The 17,625-nt window shown below is 67.3% G+C and carries 17 protein-coding genes; 12 read left to right on the top strand and 5 right to left on the bottom strand.

Annotated elements, in window-relative coordinates:
* Nucleotides 1-145: 145 nt before the first annotated feature.
* Complete coding sequence (locus tag F8178_RS13100) at nt 146-577, bottom strand: helix-turn-helix domain-containing protein (protein WP_317495034.1); 432 nt, start codon at nt 575-577, stop codon at nt 146-148.
* A 420-nt stretch (nt 578-997) separates the two neighbouring features.
* Between F8178_RS13100 and fabG the strand changes: the two genes are divergently transcribed.
* From fabG to F8178_RS13040, 12 genes are all read left to right on the top strand, one after another.
* Complete coding sequence (fabG, locus tag F8178_RS13095) at nt 998-1,765, top strand: 3-oxoacyl-ACP reductase FabG (RefSeq protein ID WP_317495033.1); 768 nt, start codon at nt 998-1,000, stop codon at nt 1,763-1,765.
* Between the two features lie 4 nt (nt 1,766-1,769).
* Nucleotides 1,770-2,984, top strand: coding sequence for an acyl-CoA dehydrogenase family protein (locus tag F8178_RS13090; RefSeq protein ID WP_317495032.1), 1,215 nt, complete (start codon nt 1,770-1,772; stop codon nt 2,982-2,984).
* The gene (locus F8178_RS13085) at nt 2,981-4,099 is read left to right on the top strand and encodes an acyl-CoA dehydrogenase family protein (protein ID WP_317495031.1); all 1,119 of its coding nucleotides are present in this window, start codon (nt 2,981-2,983) and stop codon (nt 4,097-4,099) included. The genes F8178_RS13090 and F8178_RS13085 overlap by 4 nt, the downstream gene beginning before the upstream one ends.
* A complete protein-coding gene (locus F8178_RS13080) occupies nt 4,096-4,716 on the top strand; it encodes a TetR/AcrR family transcriptional regulator (protein WP_317495030.1) in 621 nt (206 codons plus the stop codon). Before F8178_RS13085 ends, F8178_RS13080 begins: the two co-directional genes overlap by 4 nt.
* Nucleotides 4,717-4,797: 81 nt before the next feature.
* Nucleotides 4,798-5,949, top strand: a complete 1,152-nt coding sequence (locus F8178_RS13075; protein WP_317495029.1) for a DNRLRE domain-containing protein — start codon at nt 4,798-4,800, stop codon at nt 5,947-5,949.
* Complete coding sequence (locus tag F8178_RS13070; protein WP_317495028.1) at nt 5,949-7,355, top strand: ABC transporter substrate-binding protein; 1,407 nt, start codon at nt 5,949-5,951, stop codon at nt 7,353-7,355. The genes F8178_RS13075 and F8178_RS13070 overlap by 1 nt, the downstream gene beginning before the upstream one ends.
* A complete protein-coding gene (locus tag F8178_RS13065) occupies nt 7,355-8,251 on the top strand; it encodes a branched-chain amino acid ABC transporter permease (RefSeq protein WP_317495027.1) in 897 nt (298 codons plus the stop codon). The genes F8178_RS13070 and F8178_RS13065 overlap by 1 nt, the downstream gene beginning before the upstream one ends.
* 143 nt (nt 8,252-8,394) lie before the next feature.
* Nucleotides 8,395-9,474, top strand: coding sequence for a branched-chain amino acid ABC transporter permease (locus tag F8178_RS13060; RefSeq protein ID WP_317495026.1), 1,080 nt, complete (start codon nt 8,395-8,397; stop codon nt 9,472-9,474).
* Nucleotides 9,461-10,291: an ABC transporter ATP-binding protein gene (locus tag F8178_RS13055; protein WP_317495025.1), complete on the top strand. Its 831-nt coding sequence runs from the start codon at nt 9,461-9,463 to the stop codon at nt 10,289-10,291. The genes F8178_RS13060 and F8178_RS13055 overlap by 14 nt, the downstream gene beginning before the upstream one ends.
* On the top strand, nt 10,288-10,995 hold the full coding sequence (locus tag F8178_RS13050) for an ABC transporter ATP-binding protein (RefSeq protein ID WP_317495024.1): 708 nt from the start codon (nt 10,288-10,290) through the stop codon (nt 10,993-10,995). The genes F8178_RS13055 and F8178_RS13050 overlap by 4 nt, the downstream gene beginning before the upstream one ends.
* A 64-nt stretch (nt 10,996-11,059) precedes the next feature.
* Nucleotides 11,060-11,563, top strand: a complete 504-nt coding sequence (locus F8178_RS13045; RefSeq protein ID WP_317495023.1) for a hypothetical protein — start codon at nt 11,060-11,062, stop codon at nt 11,561-11,563.
* Nucleotides 11,563-12,777: a M15 family metallopeptidase gene (locus F8178_RS13040; RefSeq protein WP_317495022.1), complete on the top strand. Its 1,215-nt coding sequence runs from the start codon at nt 11,563-11,565 to the stop codon at nt 12,775-12,777. The genes F8178_RS13045 and F8178_RS13040 overlap by 1 nt, the downstream gene beginning before the upstream one ends.
* Nucleotides 12,778-12,857: 80 nt before the next feature.
* Here the strand turns inward: F8178_RS13040 and F8178_RS13035 are convergent, their stop codons facing one another.
* The 4 genes from F8178_RS13035 to F8178_RS13020 all read right to left on the bottom strand — a co-directional run bounded on the left by F8178_RS13035 (nt 12,858) and on the right by F8178_RS13020 (nt 17,550).
* Nucleotides 12,858-13,250, bottom strand: coding sequence for a DUF2237 domain-containing protein (locus F8178_RS13035; RefSeq protein ID WP_317495021.1), 393 nt, complete (start codon nt 13,248-13,250; stop codon nt 12,858-12,860).
* 106 nt (nt 13,251-13,356) lie between these two features.
* Nucleotides 13,357-14,334 carry an ABC transporter substrate-binding protein gene (locus F8178_RS13030; RefSeq protein ID WP_317495020.1) on the bottom strand — a complete coding sequence of 326 codons (978 nt, stop codon included), beginning with the start codon at nt 14,332-14,334 and terminating at the stop codon, nt 13,357-13,359.
* Between the two features lie 148 nt (nt 14,335-14,482).
* Nucleotides 14,483-16,465 carry an ABC transporter permease subunit gene (locus F8178_RS13025; protein ID WP_317495019.1) on the bottom strand — a complete coding sequence of 661 codons (1,983 nt, stop codon included), beginning with the start codon at nt 16,463-16,465 and terminating at the stop codon, nt 14,483-14,485.
* Nucleotides 16,462-17,550: a glycine betaine/L-proline ABC transporter ATP-binding protein gene (locus F8178_RS13020; protein ID WP_317495018.1), complete on the bottom strand. Its 1,089-nt coding sequence runs from the start codon at nt 17,548-17,550 to the stop codon at nt 16,462-16,464. The genes F8178_RS13025 and F8178_RS13020 overlap by 4 nt, the downstream gene beginning before the upstream one ends.
* Nucleotides 17,551-17,625 lie beyond the last annotated feature (75 nt).

The following is a 17,625-nucleotide window of genomic DNA, read 5'->3' as shown; positions in this document are numbered from 1 at the left end:
CAGCGGCGTGTCATCGTGTCGTGTTCCACTCGGCGTCGTCCCGTGCCCGTGATCGCTTTCTGGTTACTCAGGGTTGCTCGCGTAGCCGGATGCGGTCACCACGACCTACTCGACCACGAGGTGCCTTGTCCGAAGACATCTCACCTTATTGTGTGGATTCCTCCTGCCGAGGCAAACCTTCGAGTTCGCGGACCCGGTTGATGACGTCGACGATCGAGTTGAGGCTGCGCTCCGACAGCCCGGCCGCGCGCAGGGCGACGTGATGCACCCCGGCGTTCTTCAGCGCGGTGAGCGTCTCCAGCTCGGCGGCCACCTCGGCGGCGGTGGTGTCGTCGAAGAAGTAGGCGACGGGCACGCCGAAAAAGCTCGCCAGTGCATCGAGGTGCTTCATCGTGGGGTTGTCCCGGTACCCCTTGCGCAGCATCCAGATATAGGTGGCCGAGATCGAGGTGGCCCCGTGCTCGGTGATGGCGGAGGCGACCTCGTCGTTGCTGTACGGGCCGCGGCCGGCCGGATGCACCGTGGTGAACAGGTGGTTGATGCGGTCGGCCAACGTCGCGAGCTCCCCTGCGGACATGCCCATAACCTCCGTGTGCGGCAGTGTTCTCAACTGGTGTAACGAGCGTACCTGGATGTAGGTCACATTGGTTGACGCATCGGTAGCCCGATCGATAGATTTCGGTTGTGACGACAACTCATGTGAACGGGTGACCGCAGGATCACCTACCGAGTTGCTCGCTGGTGCTAGGCAGTCTGGGGGTCTGCCTAGCACGCCGCCGATCCCCCTCCGCTGACGTCCGGGGGATCGGTGTATTCATGTCCGTGCCGTCCCGCGCTCGCGTCCGGGAGCTTGTCGCTGTCCGCGCCCGCCGAGCCGGTTTGCCGCCCACATTCCGGAGGCCTGGACAGGAACCCCTTGTCGCAGTAGCATACTAAGCAGTTGCTTAGCCAAGGTGCGGGTGTTCGACGAGCCCGCTCGGAATCGGGAGGCGCAGGAATGGGAGGTACCGTGTCCGAATCGCGTACCGCCATCGTGACCGGTGCGGCGCGTGGCATCGGGGCTGCGGTCGCACAGCGGCTGGCGCGGGATGGTTTCGGGGTCGCCGCCCTCGATCTCGACGAGTCCAGCTGTTCCGGGACCGTGTCCGCGATCACCTCGGCCGGTGGGCACGCCGTCGCGATCGGTGCGGATGTGCGCAGCGCCGACGCCGTCGGTGCTGCGGTGCGGCGTGCGGCTGACGAACTGGGACCCCCGACGGTGCTGGTGAACAACGCCGGTATCACCCGCGACAACCTGCTGTTCAAGATGACCGAGGAGGACTGGGACTCGGTCATGGAGGTGCACCTGCGCGGGGCGTTCCTGATGTCCAAGGCGGTGCAGGCATACCAGACGGAGGCGGGTTGGGGCAGGATCGTCAACCTGTCCAGCGTTTCGGCCCTCGGCAACCGGGGGCAGTCCAACTATTCGACCGCCAAGGCAGGGTTGCAGGGCTTCACCAAGACTCTGGCCCTCGAGCTCGGCAAGTTCGGGGTGACCGCGAACGCGATCGCGCCGGGATTCATCGAGACCGACATGACCGTGGCCACCGCCGAGCGGCTCGGTGTCCCGTTCGACGAGTTCGCCAAAGGGGCTGCCGAGCAGATCCCGGTACGCAGGGTCGGACAGCCGTCGGATATCGCGGCGACGGTGTCGTTCCTGGTGAGCGAAGAGGCTGGCTTCGTATCGGGCCAGGTGATCTACGTCGCGGGCGGACCGAGGGGCTGATGTGATGACTCGAGAGAACGGGGGCGCGGCAGGCGCCGGAATCGATGCCGAGGACGTACGGGAGCGCGTGCGCGAGCTGCTGCGGCAACACGACCCTGCCACGACCGAGCGTCTGGAGTTCCTGCGCGCCCGGTTCGACGCCGGGCTCGCGTGGGTGCACTTTCCCGTCGGGCTCGGCGGTCTCGACGCCCCGCGGGCGCTGCAGTCCGTGGTCGACGCCGAACTCGAGGCGGTGGGGGCGCCGGACAACGACCCGTCGCGTATCGGGATCGGGCTCGGCATGGCGGCACCGACGATTCTCGCCTATGGCACCGAGGAACAGCGGAAGCGCTTCTTGCGGCCACTGTGGACCGGTGACGAGGTGTGGTGCCAGTTGTTCAGCGAGCCGGGAGCGGGATCGGATCTCGCCGCGGCCGGTACGCGGGCGGAATGGGATGGTGAGTACTGGCGCGTGACGGGGCAGAAGGTGTGGACGTCCAGCGCCCATAACGCGCGCTGGGCCATCCTGCTCGCCCGTACCGACCCGGAAGTGCCGAAACACCAGGGGCTGACTTACTTCGTCTGCGACATGACCGATCCTGGTGTCGACGTGCGGCCGCTTCGCCAGATCACCGGGGAGGCCGAGTTCAACGAGGTCTTCCTCGACGGGGCGAGGATCCCGGACAGCGACCGGCTCGGCGAGATCGGCGAGGGCTGGAAGGTCGCCCAGACGACGCTGATGAACGAGCGTGTCGCTATCGGCGGTCGTCCCGTGCCGCGGGAAGGCGGTATGAGCGGGGTGGTCGCCGAGACGTGGCGCCGCGGCCCGGCCGGAGCCGATCCTCGGCTGTACGATCGCCTCCTCGAACTGTGGGTCGAGGCCGAAGCCTTGCGGCTGGCGGGAACCCGGCTCCGGCAACAGCTCGCCGTCGGCGCGCCGGGCCCGGAAGGTTCAGCGATGAAGCTCGGCTTCGCGCGGGTGTCGCAGGAACTGTCCGGGCTCGAACTCGAGATGCTCGCGGAGGAGGGCCTCCGCTACGACGACTGGAGCCTGCGTAGGCCCGAGAAGGTCGACTTCACCGGGCGGAACGCCGGATACCGGTACCTGCGTGCCAAAGGGAACTCGATCGAAGGCGGGACCTCCGAGGTGCTTCGCAACATCATCGCCGAGCGCGTGCTCGGCCTTCCTGCCGAGTCGCGCGTGGACAAGGACGTGCCATGGAAGGACTTGCCCCGATGAGCCCGAACTTGCTGTACAGCACGGAGGAGCACGACCTGCGTGCGAGCGTGCGCTCCCTGCTCGCTGATCGATGCCAGGCCGAGCACGTCCTGGCGACGTGTGAGACCGAACCCGCTGACGTGCGGCTGTGGCGCACCCTCGCGAGCGAGCTCGGGGCGACCTCACTGCATGTGCCCGAGGACGTGGGCGGACAGGGCGCCACCGTCCGGGAGCTGGCCGTCGTCGCCGAGGAGCTCGGGCGTTCCGTGGCCCCCGTACCGTTCCTCGGCAGTGCTGTGCTGGCGACCACGGCGCTGCTCGCTGTGCCGCCCTGCGAGTCGAGGAACGCCGCGCTGGGTGCGCTGGCGCGCGGGGAACGCACCGCGACCATGGCGATGCCGTTCACCCAGTCTGTTCAGGATGGATTCGCGACAGATGTCACCTCACACGGCGCCACCCTGACGGGATCGGTCAGCACTGTCGCTGATGGTCAGGTCGCCGATCTGTTGGTCGTACCCGCCACGGCAGACGGCGCGCCAGGGCTGTGGCTGGTCGACGTGGCGCGAGAGGGAGTGACGGTCTCCCCGGTGACGTCGTTCGACCTGACAAGGCCGGTGGCCGACATCGACCTGCGGGAGGCGGCAGCGGAGCCGCTTGCCGGGGGAGATGATGCCGCTGTCGCGCTGACCGCGGCACTGCACGTGGGTGCCGGTGTGCTGGCCGCGGAACAGGTGGGGATCACCGAGTGGTGCCTGGATACCACTGTGGAGTACGTGAAGCAGCGTTACCAGTTCGGTCGTCCTGTGGGTTCTTACCAGGCACTCAAGCACCGTATCGCCGATCTCTGGTACCAGCTGGTCGTCGCGCGCGCTACGGCTCGGTACGCCGCCGACCAGCTGGCCACCGGCGGCCCGGACGTCGCGGTCGCCACCGGTATGGCCCAGTCACTGTGTGCCCCGGTCGCCAGGCGGGCCGCTGAGGAATGTATCCAGCTGCACGGCGGGATCGGTATGACCTGGGAGCACCCGGCGCATCTTTACCTGAAGCGTGCCAAAGCCGACGAGGTGGCCCTTGGCAAGCCGAGCGCCCACCGGGAGGTACTCGGGCCACAGGTGAACCTCCATCCCGTGTCATGACGGATCAGCTGCGGATGGATCTGGGTCACCGGACGCAGCCGGAGGCCGCCCGGCGGCTGATGGCCGCGGCTGTGACCTCCTTCGCCGAACGCGGCTACCACGCAACCACCACCAGGGACATCGCCAGCGCGGCGGGAATGAGCCCTGCGGCGATGTACGTTCACTTTCCCTCCAAGGCCGCGCTGCTCTCGGCGATCAGCCGCACCGGGCATCGGAAAGCACTCGATCTGGTGCGTTCCGTGGTGGCAAGGGACGAGCCTGCTGCCAAACGCATGCACGACCTGGTGGCGGAGTTCACATGTTGGCACGCGCAGCAGCATCTCGTGGCCCGCGTGGTGCAGTACGAGCTGCATGCGCTGCCCGATGAGGACTTCGCGGTGGTCGCCGAGCTGCGACGGGAGACCGAACGGCTGGTGCGTGAGCTCATCACCGACGGCATCGCTTCGGGCGCCTTCGACGTCGACGATGTGAAGGGCGCGGCGCGCGCGGTGTTATCGCTGGCCATCGACATCGCCCGCTGGTACCCGCATGCCGCGGGCCCGGCCCCGGAGGAGCTGGGACAGGGTTACGCCGCGCTGGTACTGCGCATGCTGGGGGCGGGGGATCGATGCGAATGAGCTTCAGCATCACGTAACCCGATCGGGGGGTCCTCGTTAGGCCGGATACAGCCCGATATCCGGTCGCGAGGACGGAGAACCATGCTACTTCGGCAGCGAGTGTCGCCTGCCCGATGGAAGATCATCGCCCCCGGTGCCGTGGCGATACTGGCGGTGGCCGTCGCAATGGGATACGGCAGCACCGCGATCGCGGATGAACCGGAGAACGGCGATGAGCAGGCCGAGCGGGGAGCCGCCGAGCCGGGAGAGATGAACGGCGCCGCGGTCATCAAGGACGGCTGGTGGTGGGCGGTCAACGAGACCCCTGAGGACGAAACGGGTTTCGTGCCGCAGGAACCGCCACCCTCCAATGTGCCCGAAGGAGCGATCCCAGTGGCCGCGGCGGCGGGCGATCCGGAGAAGATCTCGGCGATAGAGTTCATGCTGGACGCGCAGCCCGGCGCCGAAGTGCACTCGGCGGTGATCGCGCTGCGGGAGAGCGACGAGTCCGGCGCCAACATCAACGAAGAAGACGCGGCGATTCTGGCGTGCCAGATCACCGAGGAGTTCTGGGCCGACGGGGAAGCGGCCGCGTGGGAGACTCGGCCGGAGTACGACTGCGAGGAAGGTGCGGCCGAGGGCGTCCGTGACGGCGACGGAACCTGGACTTTCGACATCAGCGCCATGGCCGCCACCTGGGTCGACGAAGGGTCCCCGAACCCGCAGTCGTTCGCGCTGGTGGAAAACGTCGACTCGCCGGAAAGCTTCCAGGTCTCCTTCGAGGGCGTGGCCATGGACGGCGTCGGCATCGATGTCGAGGCGACTGGTGTCGAACGTGAGCAGATCGGCGAGGACGAGGCCGACGGCGTCGCCGACGCGGTCGGTGACGGCCCATCCGGCGAGGGAGCTCCGGACGGGGCGGACATGCCGGACGGGGCAGGGGAGCAACCTGCCGGAGCGGACGCGGCCGCAGGTGACGATGCCCCGTCGGGAGCGGAGGCTCCCGAAGCCGCGCCGGGCGAGGAGGAAGCCGAGGCGGACGCCGCCGCGGGCCCGGTGCGACCCGCGCTCTACGAGGGCATCCCGTGGCCTGCGTGGTTGCTCGTGCCGCTTGCCCTCGGTGTGGGTTACCTGCTCATGCTGGCTCTCGGCCCCCGGGGTGAGCAGGTGGTCAGCGGACGGAAAGGACACGGTGTGAGCCGTGCACTCGAGCGGTGGACCCGCGGCGGTGGCTCGGCGACAGGAGGTGCGTGATGCGGATCCGCACAAGACTGCGCACCGGAGCGGTCGTGGCGAGCGCGGTGCTGCTCGCGGCCTGCGGTCAGAAAGCGGGCGTGACGGGTTTCGCGGGCGGCCAGCCAGGACAACCGGGAGAGCCGGGAGTCGGAAACGGCGCCGATTCGATGGGGTCGCCGGACGGCACCGGTGGCGGAGTCGCGGGTGAGGACGCCCGAGGCAACGGGCAGGATGCGGCGGCAGGTAACGGTACGGGCAACGGCGCGGCCGAAGCGGGTGGCAACGGGGGTAACGGCGACGGGCCCGCGGTGGGAGACGGCGACACCACCGGCGTCACCGACGACACCATCACGATCGGCATTCACGCGCCGGTCACCGGCGCCGCCGCGTTCCCGCAGGAATCCTTCCGAGATGGTGTCGGCGTCTACGCGGAGTACATCAACGAGCAGGGCGGCATCCACGGCCGCGAACTCGAGGTGATCTTCCGGGACGACGGCTTCGACCCGAATCAGGCGCGGTCGGTTTGCCGCGAGATGGCCGAGCAAGAGGAGGCGTTCCTGCTCATCGGAGGCGGCGGTTCGGACCAGATCGACGCCTGCGCGCGGTACGCCGAGACCGTGGGTGTCCCTTACCTCTCGGCCGGGGTACACGAGGAACGGCCTGGGCTGGGTTCGATCGCCACCGACGCGTTCTACGCGCTGTCGTTGACCTACGCCCAGCAGATCCCGCTGCTGACGGACCTAGTCAACTCCGAGCACGCGGGTAGCCAGACGGCCGTGCTCGTGGCCGACAACGACAGTCTGAACAACTTCTACGACGAGGCGGAGCAGGCGTTCGAGCAGGAGACGGACCTGGCCCTCGCGCAGCGCGTCCCAAGGAACACGGGAGCGCGTGACGCCCCCGAGATCGGGCGGCGCATCTGCGCCAGCGGTGCGGACGTCGTGTTGTGGAACGCCAGCCCGACCGGGCTGATCAACGTGAGTAAGTCGATGACTTGCACGGTCACGTGGATCGGGCCGGGTAACACCAACGGCCTCGACATCGTCGCCACCGGGGGATGCCCGCAGATCGAGGGCGCCCAGTACTTCTCCTCGTTCCCCGGTACCGACCGCATCGACGAGCTCGACCCGAACTACAGCGACGCCTACCGGCAGAAGAACAACTCCGAGCCGGATGACATCGGGGTCGCGCTGTGGGGCATCGAGAAGCTCGTCGCCGATGTCGCGGAAGCAGCGGGTGAAGCGCTGTCCCGCGAATCATTCACCGGGACACTGTCCGGTGGGGACACTTTCGACAACGACGTGTATCCACCCGTCCAGTTCGACGGTGACACCCGCTTCGGCGGTACGGCCATGCACCTGCGCGAGGCCCGGTGCGGCGCCGATCCGGAATTCGTGACCCAACGTCTGAACGTGAGTCCCTGATGCTCGACGAGATCGGTGCCGCGCTGGTCGTCGGCGTACTGACCGGCAGCGTGTACAGCATGGTCGCGCTGGCCATCGTGCTGATCTACCGCGCTTCCCGCGTGTTCAACTTCGCGCAGACCGAGTTCGGCACGACCGGCCTGTTCGCCGCCTTCGTCGCCGTCGAGCTGTGGGGATGGAACTACGGCCTCGGGATACTGTTCGGGTTGGCCGTGGGCATCTGCATGGCACTGGCGACGGAGCGGTTGATCATCCATCCGCTGCGGGACAGTTCCCGGGTCACGCTGCTGGTCGGCACGGCCGGCGTCGCGTTGGCCGCGATCGGTATCCAGTTCTGGCTGAACAACGAGCAACCCATCCGGCAAATGCCGAGATTGGTAGAGGGCACGGCCGCGGCCCCGTTCGGTACCCCGGTCACCTACCAGCAGGTGATCACGTTCCTGGTGCTCATCGCCGTTGCCGTGGGGTTGGTGTTCTTCTTCCGGTCCCCGACAGGACTGGCCGTGCAGGCGGCACAGCAGGAGTCAACGGCTTCCGAGCTGGTCGGGATCAGCGTGCGCCGGGTGTCGATGCTCACCTGGGGCATCGCCGGGCTGCTCGGCGGGCTCGCCGGGGTCCTCGCCGGACCGAACCTGACCTTCTCTGCAGGGTTCCTGACGTTCGGAGCTGGTGCCGCGTTACTGCCCGGATTCATGGCTGCGGTCCTGGCGGGAATGCGGAGCATGCCGGGCGCGGTCGCGGGCGGGCTGCTGGTCGGGTTCGTCGAGCAGCTGGGAGCGCTGAGCATCTTCGACGAGGTGCAGGGTTCACGGGCGCTTCTGCTCTTCCTGTTCCTGCTCGGCGTCCTGCTGTTGCGGCCACAGGGAGTCTTCGTTCGGGAAAAGGCGGCGGTATGACGATCCTGCAGCGGAAGAGTCGGAAGCGGGCCCGGCATGCCAAGGCCGACGAGCCCGTCACGGAGACGAGCGTTCTCTCTACTGAGGACACGGAATCACGTGAGTCAGGAACGGCGCCGGACGCTACCAAGGAGCTGCCGCGCGTGACCGAGTCGAATGGGGAGTTCCGCCCATCGGCTGGAGGCTGGATCGCCCGGTTACTCACCTGGGCCGTGCTGCTGTGGCTACTCCTCGCGGTTCCCGGTAACGTGCTCTCGCCGTTCGACTTCGGTGTCTCCGATATCAACCTGGCGATCGCAGCTACCATCTTCGCGATCATCGGACTGTCACTGAACGTCCTTATCGGATATACAGGCCAGCTTTCCCTCGGACACCAAGCGTTCGTGGGGATCGGGGCGTTCGCCTCGGCCTATGTGGTCACGGACCTCGGGCTGAGTTTCTGGATCGCCGTTCCCGTCGCCGCAGGTATCGGGGCACTGCAGGCCGCGCTGCTCGGGGCGGTCTCGTTGCGGGTGACAGGGCTGTACTTCGCGCTGGTGACGCTGGCGTACGGGTTGTTCGCCGAGCAGAGCCTGTTCTCCTTCGCCGAGATCACCGGCGGGGACGGCGGCAAGCCCGCGGAGCGGCCCGCCGGGTTCGCCGACGACCACCTGTTCTATTACCTGTGCTTCGGGTTCCTGGTGTTGGTGCTGTGGCTGGACTGGCGACTGACCCGCTCCAAGGCGGGCCGCGCCCTGCAGGCGTTGCGGGAGAATCCCAAGGTGGCAGCCAGTTACGGTGTCGACGTCAAGCGCTACACGCTGCTGGCATTCGTGGTCTCCGGAACGTTCGCCGGTATTGCCGGGTCGCTCATGGCGCATCACCAGCAGATCATCGTACCCGGCATCTTCAGCTTCCAGCTCGCGTTGGTCTTCGTTGTCATGACGGTGGTCGGCGGCCTGCGTAACCGGATCGGCGTGGTGATCGGTTCGGCGTTCTTCGCAAGCCTCGGCGAAGGCGGTGGCGCAGGCGACGGTGGTGGCTTCCTCGAACGAACCATCGGATTGCCTGCGGAGTTCACCGGCATCGTCATCGGGCCGATCCTGCTGCTGGTGGTGATCACCCTGCTGCCCGGCGGGATCGGGCAGCTCATCGCCCCTGTCAAGAACTGGATGCTGGGCAAACGGTTCGACCGGCACGCGGGCAAGCTCAAGGAAGTGGAGGTCAGCGATGTCCGTGCTTGAGGTGAACGGCGTCAGCATCCACTTCGGGGGCGTCAAGGCACTGCAGAACATCACCCTCACCGCGGGCGAGTGGGAGATCGTGGGCATCATCGGCCCCAACGGTGCGGGAAAGACGACGTTGTTCAACTGCATCACCGGCTTCTACCAGCCGACCCACGGCACGGTGCGGTACCGCGGGCGGAACATCACCCGCCGCGAGGTGCACGAGCGCGCGGCGCTCGGCATCGGCCGCACTTTCCAGAACGTGGGGCTGGTCAAGGAAGCCACCGTGCTGGAGAACCTGCGCACCGCGCAACACCTGGAAACCGAGTACAACCCGTGGATCGGTATCGCGGGCGGTGCCAGCAGCTTCTTCGAGGAAGGCAGAATCACCAGGCGGGGCAGGCAACTGCTCTCGTTGCTCGGCTTGTCGGAGATCGCGGCCGAGCCCGTGGCGGACCTGCCTTACGGGATGCAGAAGCGGGTCGAGATCGCCGCGGTGCTGGCCACCGACCCGGACCTGGTGCTGCTGGACGAACCAGGGTCCGGCATGGGACCAGAGGAGGCCCACGAACTCGGTGAGATGCTGCTCGCGCTGCGCAAGCAGTTCGGCCTGTCCATCGTGATGATCGATCACCACGTCCCGCTGGTGACGCGGGTTTCCGACTACATGTACTGCTTCAACTTCGGCGAGGTGCTCGCCGAGGGACGACCCGCGTACGTGCGGAACCACCCCGAGGTGGCGCGCGCCTACCTGGGTGAGGAGCCCGACGAGGAACAGCATGCCCGCGAGAACGGACAGGTCGACGAGGTGCGGGAAGGGGAACACGTGTCATGAGCTTGCTGCAGCTCGAAGATCTCGTCGTGGGCTACGGCGCGTTCCCGGTACTGCACGGCGTCAGCTTCACCGTGGACGAAGGTGAGGTATGCGTGCTGCTCGGCCTCAACGGTGCGGGCAAGACCACCACGGTGGCCACCATCGCCGGCCTGGTGCGACCGTGGTCGGGCAGCGTGCGCTTCGCGGGCGGCGAGCTCGGCCACAAGTCGCCGTCGGCGCGGGTGGCGTCGGGAATCTCGTTGTGCCCGGAGGGCCGTCGGGTCTTCCCCGGTCTCACCGTGCAACAGAATTTGAAGCTGGGCGGCTGGACCCGCCGCAAGCACTCCGGCATCGTGCGGGACCAGCTGGCGCTGGTGTTCGACTACTTCCCGCGGTTGGCAGAGCGTTCCGGGCAGCTGGCTGGCACGTTGTCCGGCGGGGAGCAGCAGATGCTCGCCGTGGGAAGGGCGCTGATGTCACGTCCGAGCCTGTTGTTGATCGACGAGGCGTCCCTTGGCCTGAGCCCCACGGTCGCGCGCGTGGTGTGGGAGGTGACCCATCGCATCAAGGCCGACGGCACAACCGTGTTGATGGTGGAGCAGAACGCTGGTGCGCTGCCGTACGCGGACAAGGCACTGATTATGGAGAAGGGCACGCTGACCTATACGGGAGTGGGTGAGCAGGTCCAGCAGATCGATCTGCGCGAAGCCTACCTCGGGGCCTAGCGGGCAGCCGGACCGGAGCACAACAACGAACACAGCCGTGTGTGGTGCTGGAGAGGAGTGGCACGTGGGGAGCAATCTCAATCGGCTGGTGGGGCATGTGGGCATGGCGCTGTGCCTTGCGGGTTTCGTCGCGGTGTTCCTCGGCTGGAACGGTGCGGCGACCTGGGACTACGTCCCTGCCCAGTTCCCCTACCTGATTTCCGGCGGGGTGGCCGGGCTGAGCCTGGTGATCATCGGCTCGGCGCTGATCATCGTGCAGAACCACCGTGCCGACCGGATCCGCCTCGAAGCCGCGATCGAGCGGCTCGTCCAGGCGACCGAACGGCAGGGGACGCACGGTCTGGTTGGTGAGCTGGCGGACACCACGGACATGGTCGTCGCGGGTGAGGACTCGTACCACACGCTGGACTGCCACCTGCCGGAAAGCAGCGACCAGACCCATCTGATCAAGCGCAGCGAGGCCCATACCCGCGATCTGACACCGTGCCGGATCTGCGAGCCGGACGAGACGGTTCGTACGGACGAGACCGATCGGACGGTCGAGACCGACCAGCTCGCGGCACGGTGATGAGGCTTCGGTTCACGCTGGACGTCGCGGCTCTGGCGACCGCGGTCGTCATGCTGGTCGCTTGCGGGTTAGCCGAACCGGCGGATGTGGTTGGTCAACGCGCTACCGAGGCTGAGGTGGCCGCGGAGCCGGGCGGCGACGGTGCGCCATGGCAGGTCGCCGAGCCGGTGGCGGTCGGCGACGAGTTGCTGCAGCCGGACCTGCTCGTACTTGCTGATGAACCGATCGAGCGGGACATGCATGAGGCCATCGGGGAGCTCGACGGGATCCAGGAAGCGGCGTCGCTATCGATGTCCGGTGTGGCCGTCGGCGAGCGTGCTGTGACGCTCGCCAGCGGTGATCTGGACGCGTTACGACCGTTCACCCCGGAAACCTCGGCGACCAATGACGAGGTCTGGCAAGTGGTGGCGGCGGGGGACCTGGCCGTGGATCACCGGATCGGTGAGGATCTGCAGGCACCGCTTGGCGGAACGGTGGCGCTGCGCACGCTCGGCGATCAGGTCAAGCTGCGGGTCGGTGCGTACGCCGAGACCCTGCCGGGTGTCGACGGGGTGGTCAACCGGCGGCGCGGGGCACAGCTCGGGGTGACGGGGGACAACGCGCTGCTGCTGTCGGCGGGGCAGGACACGCCCGCGGTGATCGAGGACGTCAGGGACATCGTGGGGCAGGACGCGATGGTGCACCGGCTCAGCGAACCGGAGCCGAGCTCGCCCGCGGAGCCGGACGACACCGGCGGGCAGCGTGATCACCTCGCCTATCTCACGGGGAGCTCGGTGGCCGATGCCCTCGGATCGTTCCAGTACCGCTACTTCAGCGACGGCACCGTCGAGCCCGACCCGCAGTGGGTGCGGCAGAACATCCGCACCGAGCAGGTGCCCATCCTCGGTATGGTTACCTGTCACAAGGTCATGTTGCCGCAGCTGCGGGCCGCGCTGGAAGAGATCGTCGATCGTGGACTCGCCGATGCCATCGATCCGGACGACTACGGGGGTTGCTACGTCCCCCGCTTCATCGGCCACGACCCGGCGCGCGGTCTGTCGCTACACACCTGGGGAATCGCCTTCGACATCAACGTCTCCACCAACCAGCGAGGCACGCAGGGCGAGATCGATCGCGATGTGGTGCGGATCTTCCAGAAGTGGGGTTTCGCCTGGGGTGGCGACTGGGAGTGGACCGACCCGATGCACTTCGAACTCGCCCGTCTGGTGCGCTGAGGCCCCTGGTGGTGAGCCGAAGGACTCCTTCGGTACCTATGTGGTACCCGTGGCCCCCTTCGGCTCGCACCCGCGGTGCGCTAGGCGAGGCTGCTGGGATCGGCAGGGACGTCGACGGCGTGCTCTCGCAGGGCTTTCAGGGGAACGACGTCGAGGGCCTGCTCGTGGGTGGCGGCCAGCACCACCGGTGGTGCGGCCCCCACTTCGTAGGCCTGGAGCCAGCGGCTGGCGCAGACACACCAGCGGTCGCCCGGCTCCAGACCCGAGAAGCCGAACTCCGGACGAGGCGTTCTCAGGTCGTTGCCCGCCGCCTGCTGGTTGGCGAGAAACTCGGCGGTGACCACGGCGCAGACCGAGTGGTTGCCCAGATCCTCCTCGCCGGTCGAGCAACAGCCGTCACGGTAGAACCCGGTTATCGGGTCGGTGCCACAGACCTCGAGATCGCCACCCAGGACGTTACGTTCCGTCGCCATGGGTCCATTGTCGCACGTGAAAGCGCGTACGCCAGGCTCACGGCACGCCGGACCCGGTGGTCACCCCGCCGCTTGCGGCGGGGTGACCACGGGAACTGTTGCCTTGTTACCGGTCGAGCCACTCGTCGACGGCCTCGGGGTTCTCCTCGACCCACCTCGCGCCTGCCTCGGCGGGTGCCATGTCATCCTCGGTGATCCAGCTGGCCACCTGGACCTGGTCCTCGTTGCTCCATTGGAAGTTGTCCACCAGCTGGAACGCGGGCCCGCCTTCCTCGGCGAACTCGGCGCGGACGATCTTGTCGAGGTCGTACTCGGGGTAATCGCAGGCGACCGCCTCAGGATCGTCGTCACACCCCTCCTCGTACGGCGGCAGCTCCACCCGGGCCACGTCGATCTGCGCCTCCAGCCAGTGCGGCCGGTAGAAGTAACCGATCAACGGCTCGCGCTCCTGGTGAGCACGCAGGAACGCCTGGTTCAGCGCGGTCTCGCTACCCGCGTGCACCACCTGGAAATCGAGGTCGAGGTTGGCCACCAGTGCCTCGTCGTTGCTGACGAACGAGGGATCACCGGCGAGGAACTGGCCGTTGTTGCCGGACTCCGAGGTCTGGAACATATCGGCGTAGTCGTTGAGGTTCTCCCAGTCGGTGATGTCGGGATACTCATCAGCCAGCCATTCCGGTACGAACCAGCCGATCTCACCGTGCACGCCGGTCGAGCCTGCCTCGACGGCCGTGCCTTGCTCCTCGATGTAGCGCTGCTTGAGGTCCTCGTGCCCCCAGTTCTCCACGATGGCGTCGACCTCGCCGGTGCCGAAGCCCTGCCAGGCGACCTCCTCCTGCAGCTCCTTCTTGTTCACCGTGCAGCCGAGCTCCTCCTCGGCGACGTGCGCGATGACCGCGGCGTTGGCCTCGTATCCGACCCACGGGCTCACCGCGAGGTTGAACTCGCCGCAGTCGGCGTCGGTGGCGATATCGTCGCCGTCACCGACCCGCTCCGCGCCGCACGCGGACAGTGTGAGCGCGGCGACCGCGGCGACACCGGTGCCGGTGAGCCATCGCTTGCCGTGGGAATGTCGGTTCACCATTGGATACCTCCTGGTGTGTTGCTGCCGTGCCGACCTGGCACGGTCACTCGGGGCGGCGGCCCGACCGCCTGCCGTCCGTGTCTGTGTTCTCCTGAAGCTCTGAACCAACCGCGGTGTTCTCCTGAAGCTCTGGTCCGTCCGTCATCGGCTAGGTCCGTTTCGCCGCGGCCTGAGTGATGCGATCGAGCATGATCCCGAGCAGCACGATCGCGATGCCAGCCGCGAGTCCCTTGCCGTACAGCGATGTCTGCGCGAACCCGGCTACCACCGCGTAGCCGAGCGCTCCCGCGCCGACGAGACCGCCGACCACGACCATGGACAGGACGTAGATCAGCCCCTGGTTGGTCGCCAGCGTCAGCGCCCGCCTGGCCATCGGGAGTTGCACCTTGGTGATGACCTGCCAGGTGCTCGCCCCGGACGCGGTCGCGGCTTCCACAGTGGTGGCCGACACCCCTCGGATGCCGTCGGTCACGATCTTGATGGCGACCGGCGACGCGTACATGACCGCTGCGACGATCGCGGTGAAGCGTGTGGCCTCGAACAGCGCGAGGAACGGCACCAGGTACACGAACGGCGGCATGACCTGACCGGCGTCCAGCACCGGGCGAACGATCTGGTCCACCCGCTGGCTTCTTCCCATCCATACGCCGATGACCACCGCGAACGCCACGACGATGGCGGTGGCGATCAGTACCGAGGCGAGAGTGATCATCGCGTCGTGCCACAGGCCGGTACCGATGATCAACGCGATACAGCTCGCCGCGACGATCGCGGCGCGCACGTTGCCGAGTACCACGGCCACGGTGAGGATCACGGCAGCGATGAGCCACCACGGTGACTCGGTCAGCAACGCCTGTAACGGGTTGATGACCAGTGCCGTGGCGCCGTCCTTCAGGCCGGTGGTCGCCACGGCGAAGTTGCTCCTGACCCACTCGGTGATGCCCTCGGTGATCCCCTCGACCCAGCTGCCGAGGGTGCCAGCGCCGGGGAACTCGGCGGCCCACACGAAGGTGCGGGACAGCCAAATCCCGATCGCGGTGGCCACACCGCCGAGGAGCAGCGCGGGTGTTCGCAGACCGGTGCCGAACCGGGCCGCCCATCCCTGCTGTGGCGCGGCGCGTTCGCGGTCCGCGCCCGCGGCGGTGGTTACCCGGTCGAGCACGATCGCCAGGATCACGATCGCCAACCCGCCGTTGAATGCGGTGCCGACATCGTGCGACTGCAGCGCGTTGATCACCGTGTTGCCCAGCCCAGGGGCGTTGATCAGTGCGGCGATGGTGACCATGGCCAGCGCGGCCATCATGGTCTGGTTGATGCCGAGCAGGATGGTGCGCTTGGCAGCGGGCAGCAGCACCTTGGTCAGCAGCTGCCACCGGGTGGCACCGAGGGAATCGCTGGCCTCGACCATCTGCGGTGGCACCGCGCGGATCCCGTGCGCAGTCAACCGCACCGTGGGTGGCGCGGCGTAGATGAGCGTGGCGATGGTCGCCGAGGCCGGACCGATCAGGAAGAACAGCGTCAGCGGTGCCAGGTAGACGAAGGTTGGCATCGTCTGCATGAAGTCCAGCACCGGTGTGATCGCCCGGTGGAACCGGTCGGACAGGCCCGCCCAGATCCCGATGGGAATGGTGAATGCCAGCGCGATCGTCACCGCGGCCAGAGTCAGGGCAAGCGTGTCCATGCTTTCTTGCCACAGCCCTTGCAGGCCGAGAACGGTGAAGCCCGCCATGGCGAGCACTGATACCCGCGCATTGCCGACCGTGTAGGCGATGTACCCCGCGACGGCCACGACACCCAACCACCCCAGTACGGGAACTGGAGCGCCGAAGGCGGGTTGCGCTATGAGCCCCTGGATGAACCCGGCGAACTCACCGACGATGACACGGATGACGTCGAAGAAGTACACGAACAGCGGGTTCGTGTCCCGGTTGGTCGCGATCGCGTGGTTCAGCTCGTTCAGCGCCTGATGCAGGCCGGTGAGCTGGGCAGGAGCCAGCTCGAGCGTGTGTGTTCCCCTGAGGAAGTACCACCCGATCAGCCAGGCGGTGAGCACGCCAGCCAGTACGAGGCCGAGGTGTGGTCTCCTACGGGGATTGCGCGTTCGGGGGCGTTCGGTGACGGAGGCGGTCATGCGTGGTCGCCCTCCGGTCCCGCCACGATCGCGAGGATCTCGTCGTCGCCGACGATACCGAGCAGCGTGCCGTCGGCGACGACCTTCACCGGACGGTCGGCCTCGAGCACCCGGCGCGTCGCCTCACCGACCACCACATCCGGACCCAGCTCCGGCCCGTCGAGCGGGTCGTCCTCGCGAGGCGCGCGCATGATCCAGCGCAGCGTGAGCACGTCGCTTTTCGGAACGTCACGCACGAAGTCGCGGATGTAGTCGTCGGCCGGGGCGCCGATGAGCTCGTCACCCGTACCGGCCTGGACCATCTGCCCGTCGCGCATGATCAGAATGCGGTCGCCCAGCTTGAGGGCCTCGGACAGGTCGTGGGTGATGAACACCATGGTCTTGCCGACCTCCTGGTGCAGCCGCACGACCTCGCTTTGCATGTCCCGCCGGATCAGCGGGTCGAGCGCGGAGAACGGCTCGTCGAAGAACAGCACGTCGGGGTCACCCGCCAACGCCCTGGCGAGGCCCACGCGCTGCTGCATGCCGCCGGACAGCTGGTGCGGGTACGAGTGCTCGTTGCCGCCGAGCCCGACCAGCTCGATGACCTCCTGCGCGCGGGTATGCCGCTCGGCTTTGGACATCCGGTTGATCTCCAGGCCGAAAGCGACGTTGTCGATCACCTTGCGGTGGGGCAGGAGCCCGAAGTGCTGGAACACCATGGAGAACTTGTTCCTTCGCAGCTCGCGAAGATGCTTGTCCCCTGCGGTGAGCAGATCATCCCCCTCGAACATGATCGATCCCGCGGTGGGTTCGATCAATCGGGTCAAACACCGGACCAGTGTGGACTTTCCAGAGCCGGACAGTCCCATGACGACGAAGACTTCGCCTTCGGCGACGTCGAAATCGATATCCCGTACGGCCGCGGTGCAGCCGGTCTGCTCGATGAGTTCCCGCCTGTCCAGCGCGCGCAGATCGGGGGAGGTGGGAACCTCGGCTGCCTTAGGGCCGAAGACCTTCCACAGCTCGCGCACCGAGATGACGGGTTCGGATAATCGGTCGCGCTGTTTGTCGATGCTTTCGGTGGGATGGTGGAGCGTGGTCACGATGGTGCCTTCCTGGTTGTGCTCGCTGCTCGACGGGATCGCCTGGGCATCTCCGGGGCTCCTGCCCCGGAGACC

Origin of the sequence: Haloechinothrix sp. LS1_15 (assembly GCF_033042135.1) — a bacterium.
GTDB lineage: Bacteria > Actinomycetota > Actinomycetes > Mycobacteriales > Pseudonocardiaceae > Haloechinothrix.
The sequence above is the reverse complement of the archived record's forward strand: the minus strand, read 5'-3'. Positions and strand labels throughout refer to the sequence as shown.

Coding starts and splice junctions, on each gene's coding strand:
- F8178_RS13100 (WP_317495034.1), bottom strand. CDS start 577: ATGTCCGCAGGGGAGCTCGCGACGTTGGCCGACCGCATCAACCACCTG.
- fabG (WP_317495033.1), top strand. CDS start 998: ATGGGAGGTACCGTGTCCGAATCGCGTACCGCCATCGTGACCGGTGCG.
- F8178_RS13090 (WP_317495032.1), top strand. CDS start 1,770: ATGACTCGAGAGAACGGGGGCGCGGCAGGCGCCGGAATCGATGCCGAG.
- F8178_RS13085 (WP_317495031.1), top strand. CDS start 2,981: ATGAGCCCGAACTTGCTGTACAGCACGGAGGAGCACGACCTGCGTGCG.
- F8178_RS13080 (WP_317495030.1), top strand. CDS start 4,096: ATGACGGATCAGCTGCGGATGGATCTGGGTCACCGGACGCAGCCGGAG.
- F8178_RS13075 (WP_317495029.1), top strand. CDS start 4,798: ATGCTACTTCGGCAGCGAGTGTCGCCTGCCCGATGGAAGATCATCGCC.
- F8178_RS13070 (WP_317495028.1), top strand. CDS start 5,949: ATGCGGATCCGCACAAGACTGCGCACCGGAGCGGTCGTGGCGAGCGCG.
- F8178_RS13065 (WP_317495027.1), top strand. CDS start 7,355: ATGCTCGACGAGATCGGTGCCGCGCTGGTCGTCGGCGTACTGACCGGC.
- F8178_RS13055 (WP_317495025.1), top strand. CDS start 9,461: ATGTCCGTGCTTGAGGTGAACGGCGTCAGCATCCACTTCGGGGGCGTC.
- F8178_RS13050 (WP_317495024.1), top strand. CDS start 10,288: ATGAGCTTGCTGCAGCTCGAAGATCTCGTCGTGGGCTACGGCGCGTTC.
- F8178_RS13040 (WP_317495022.1), top strand. CDS start 11,563: ATGAGGCTTCGGTTCACGCTGGACGTCGCGGCTCTGGCGACCGCGGTC.
- F8178_RS13035 (WP_317495021.1), bottom strand. CDS start 13,250: ATGGCGACGGAACGTAACGTCCTGGGTGGCGATCTCGAGGTCTGTGGC.
- F8178_RS13030 (WP_317495020.1), bottom strand. CDS start 14,334: ATGGTGAACCGACATTCCCACGGCAAGCGATGGCTCACCGGCACCGGT.
- F8178_RS13025 (WP_317495019.1), bottom strand. CDS start 16,465: ATGACCGCCTCCGTCACCGAACGCCCCCGAACGCGCAATCCCCGTAGG.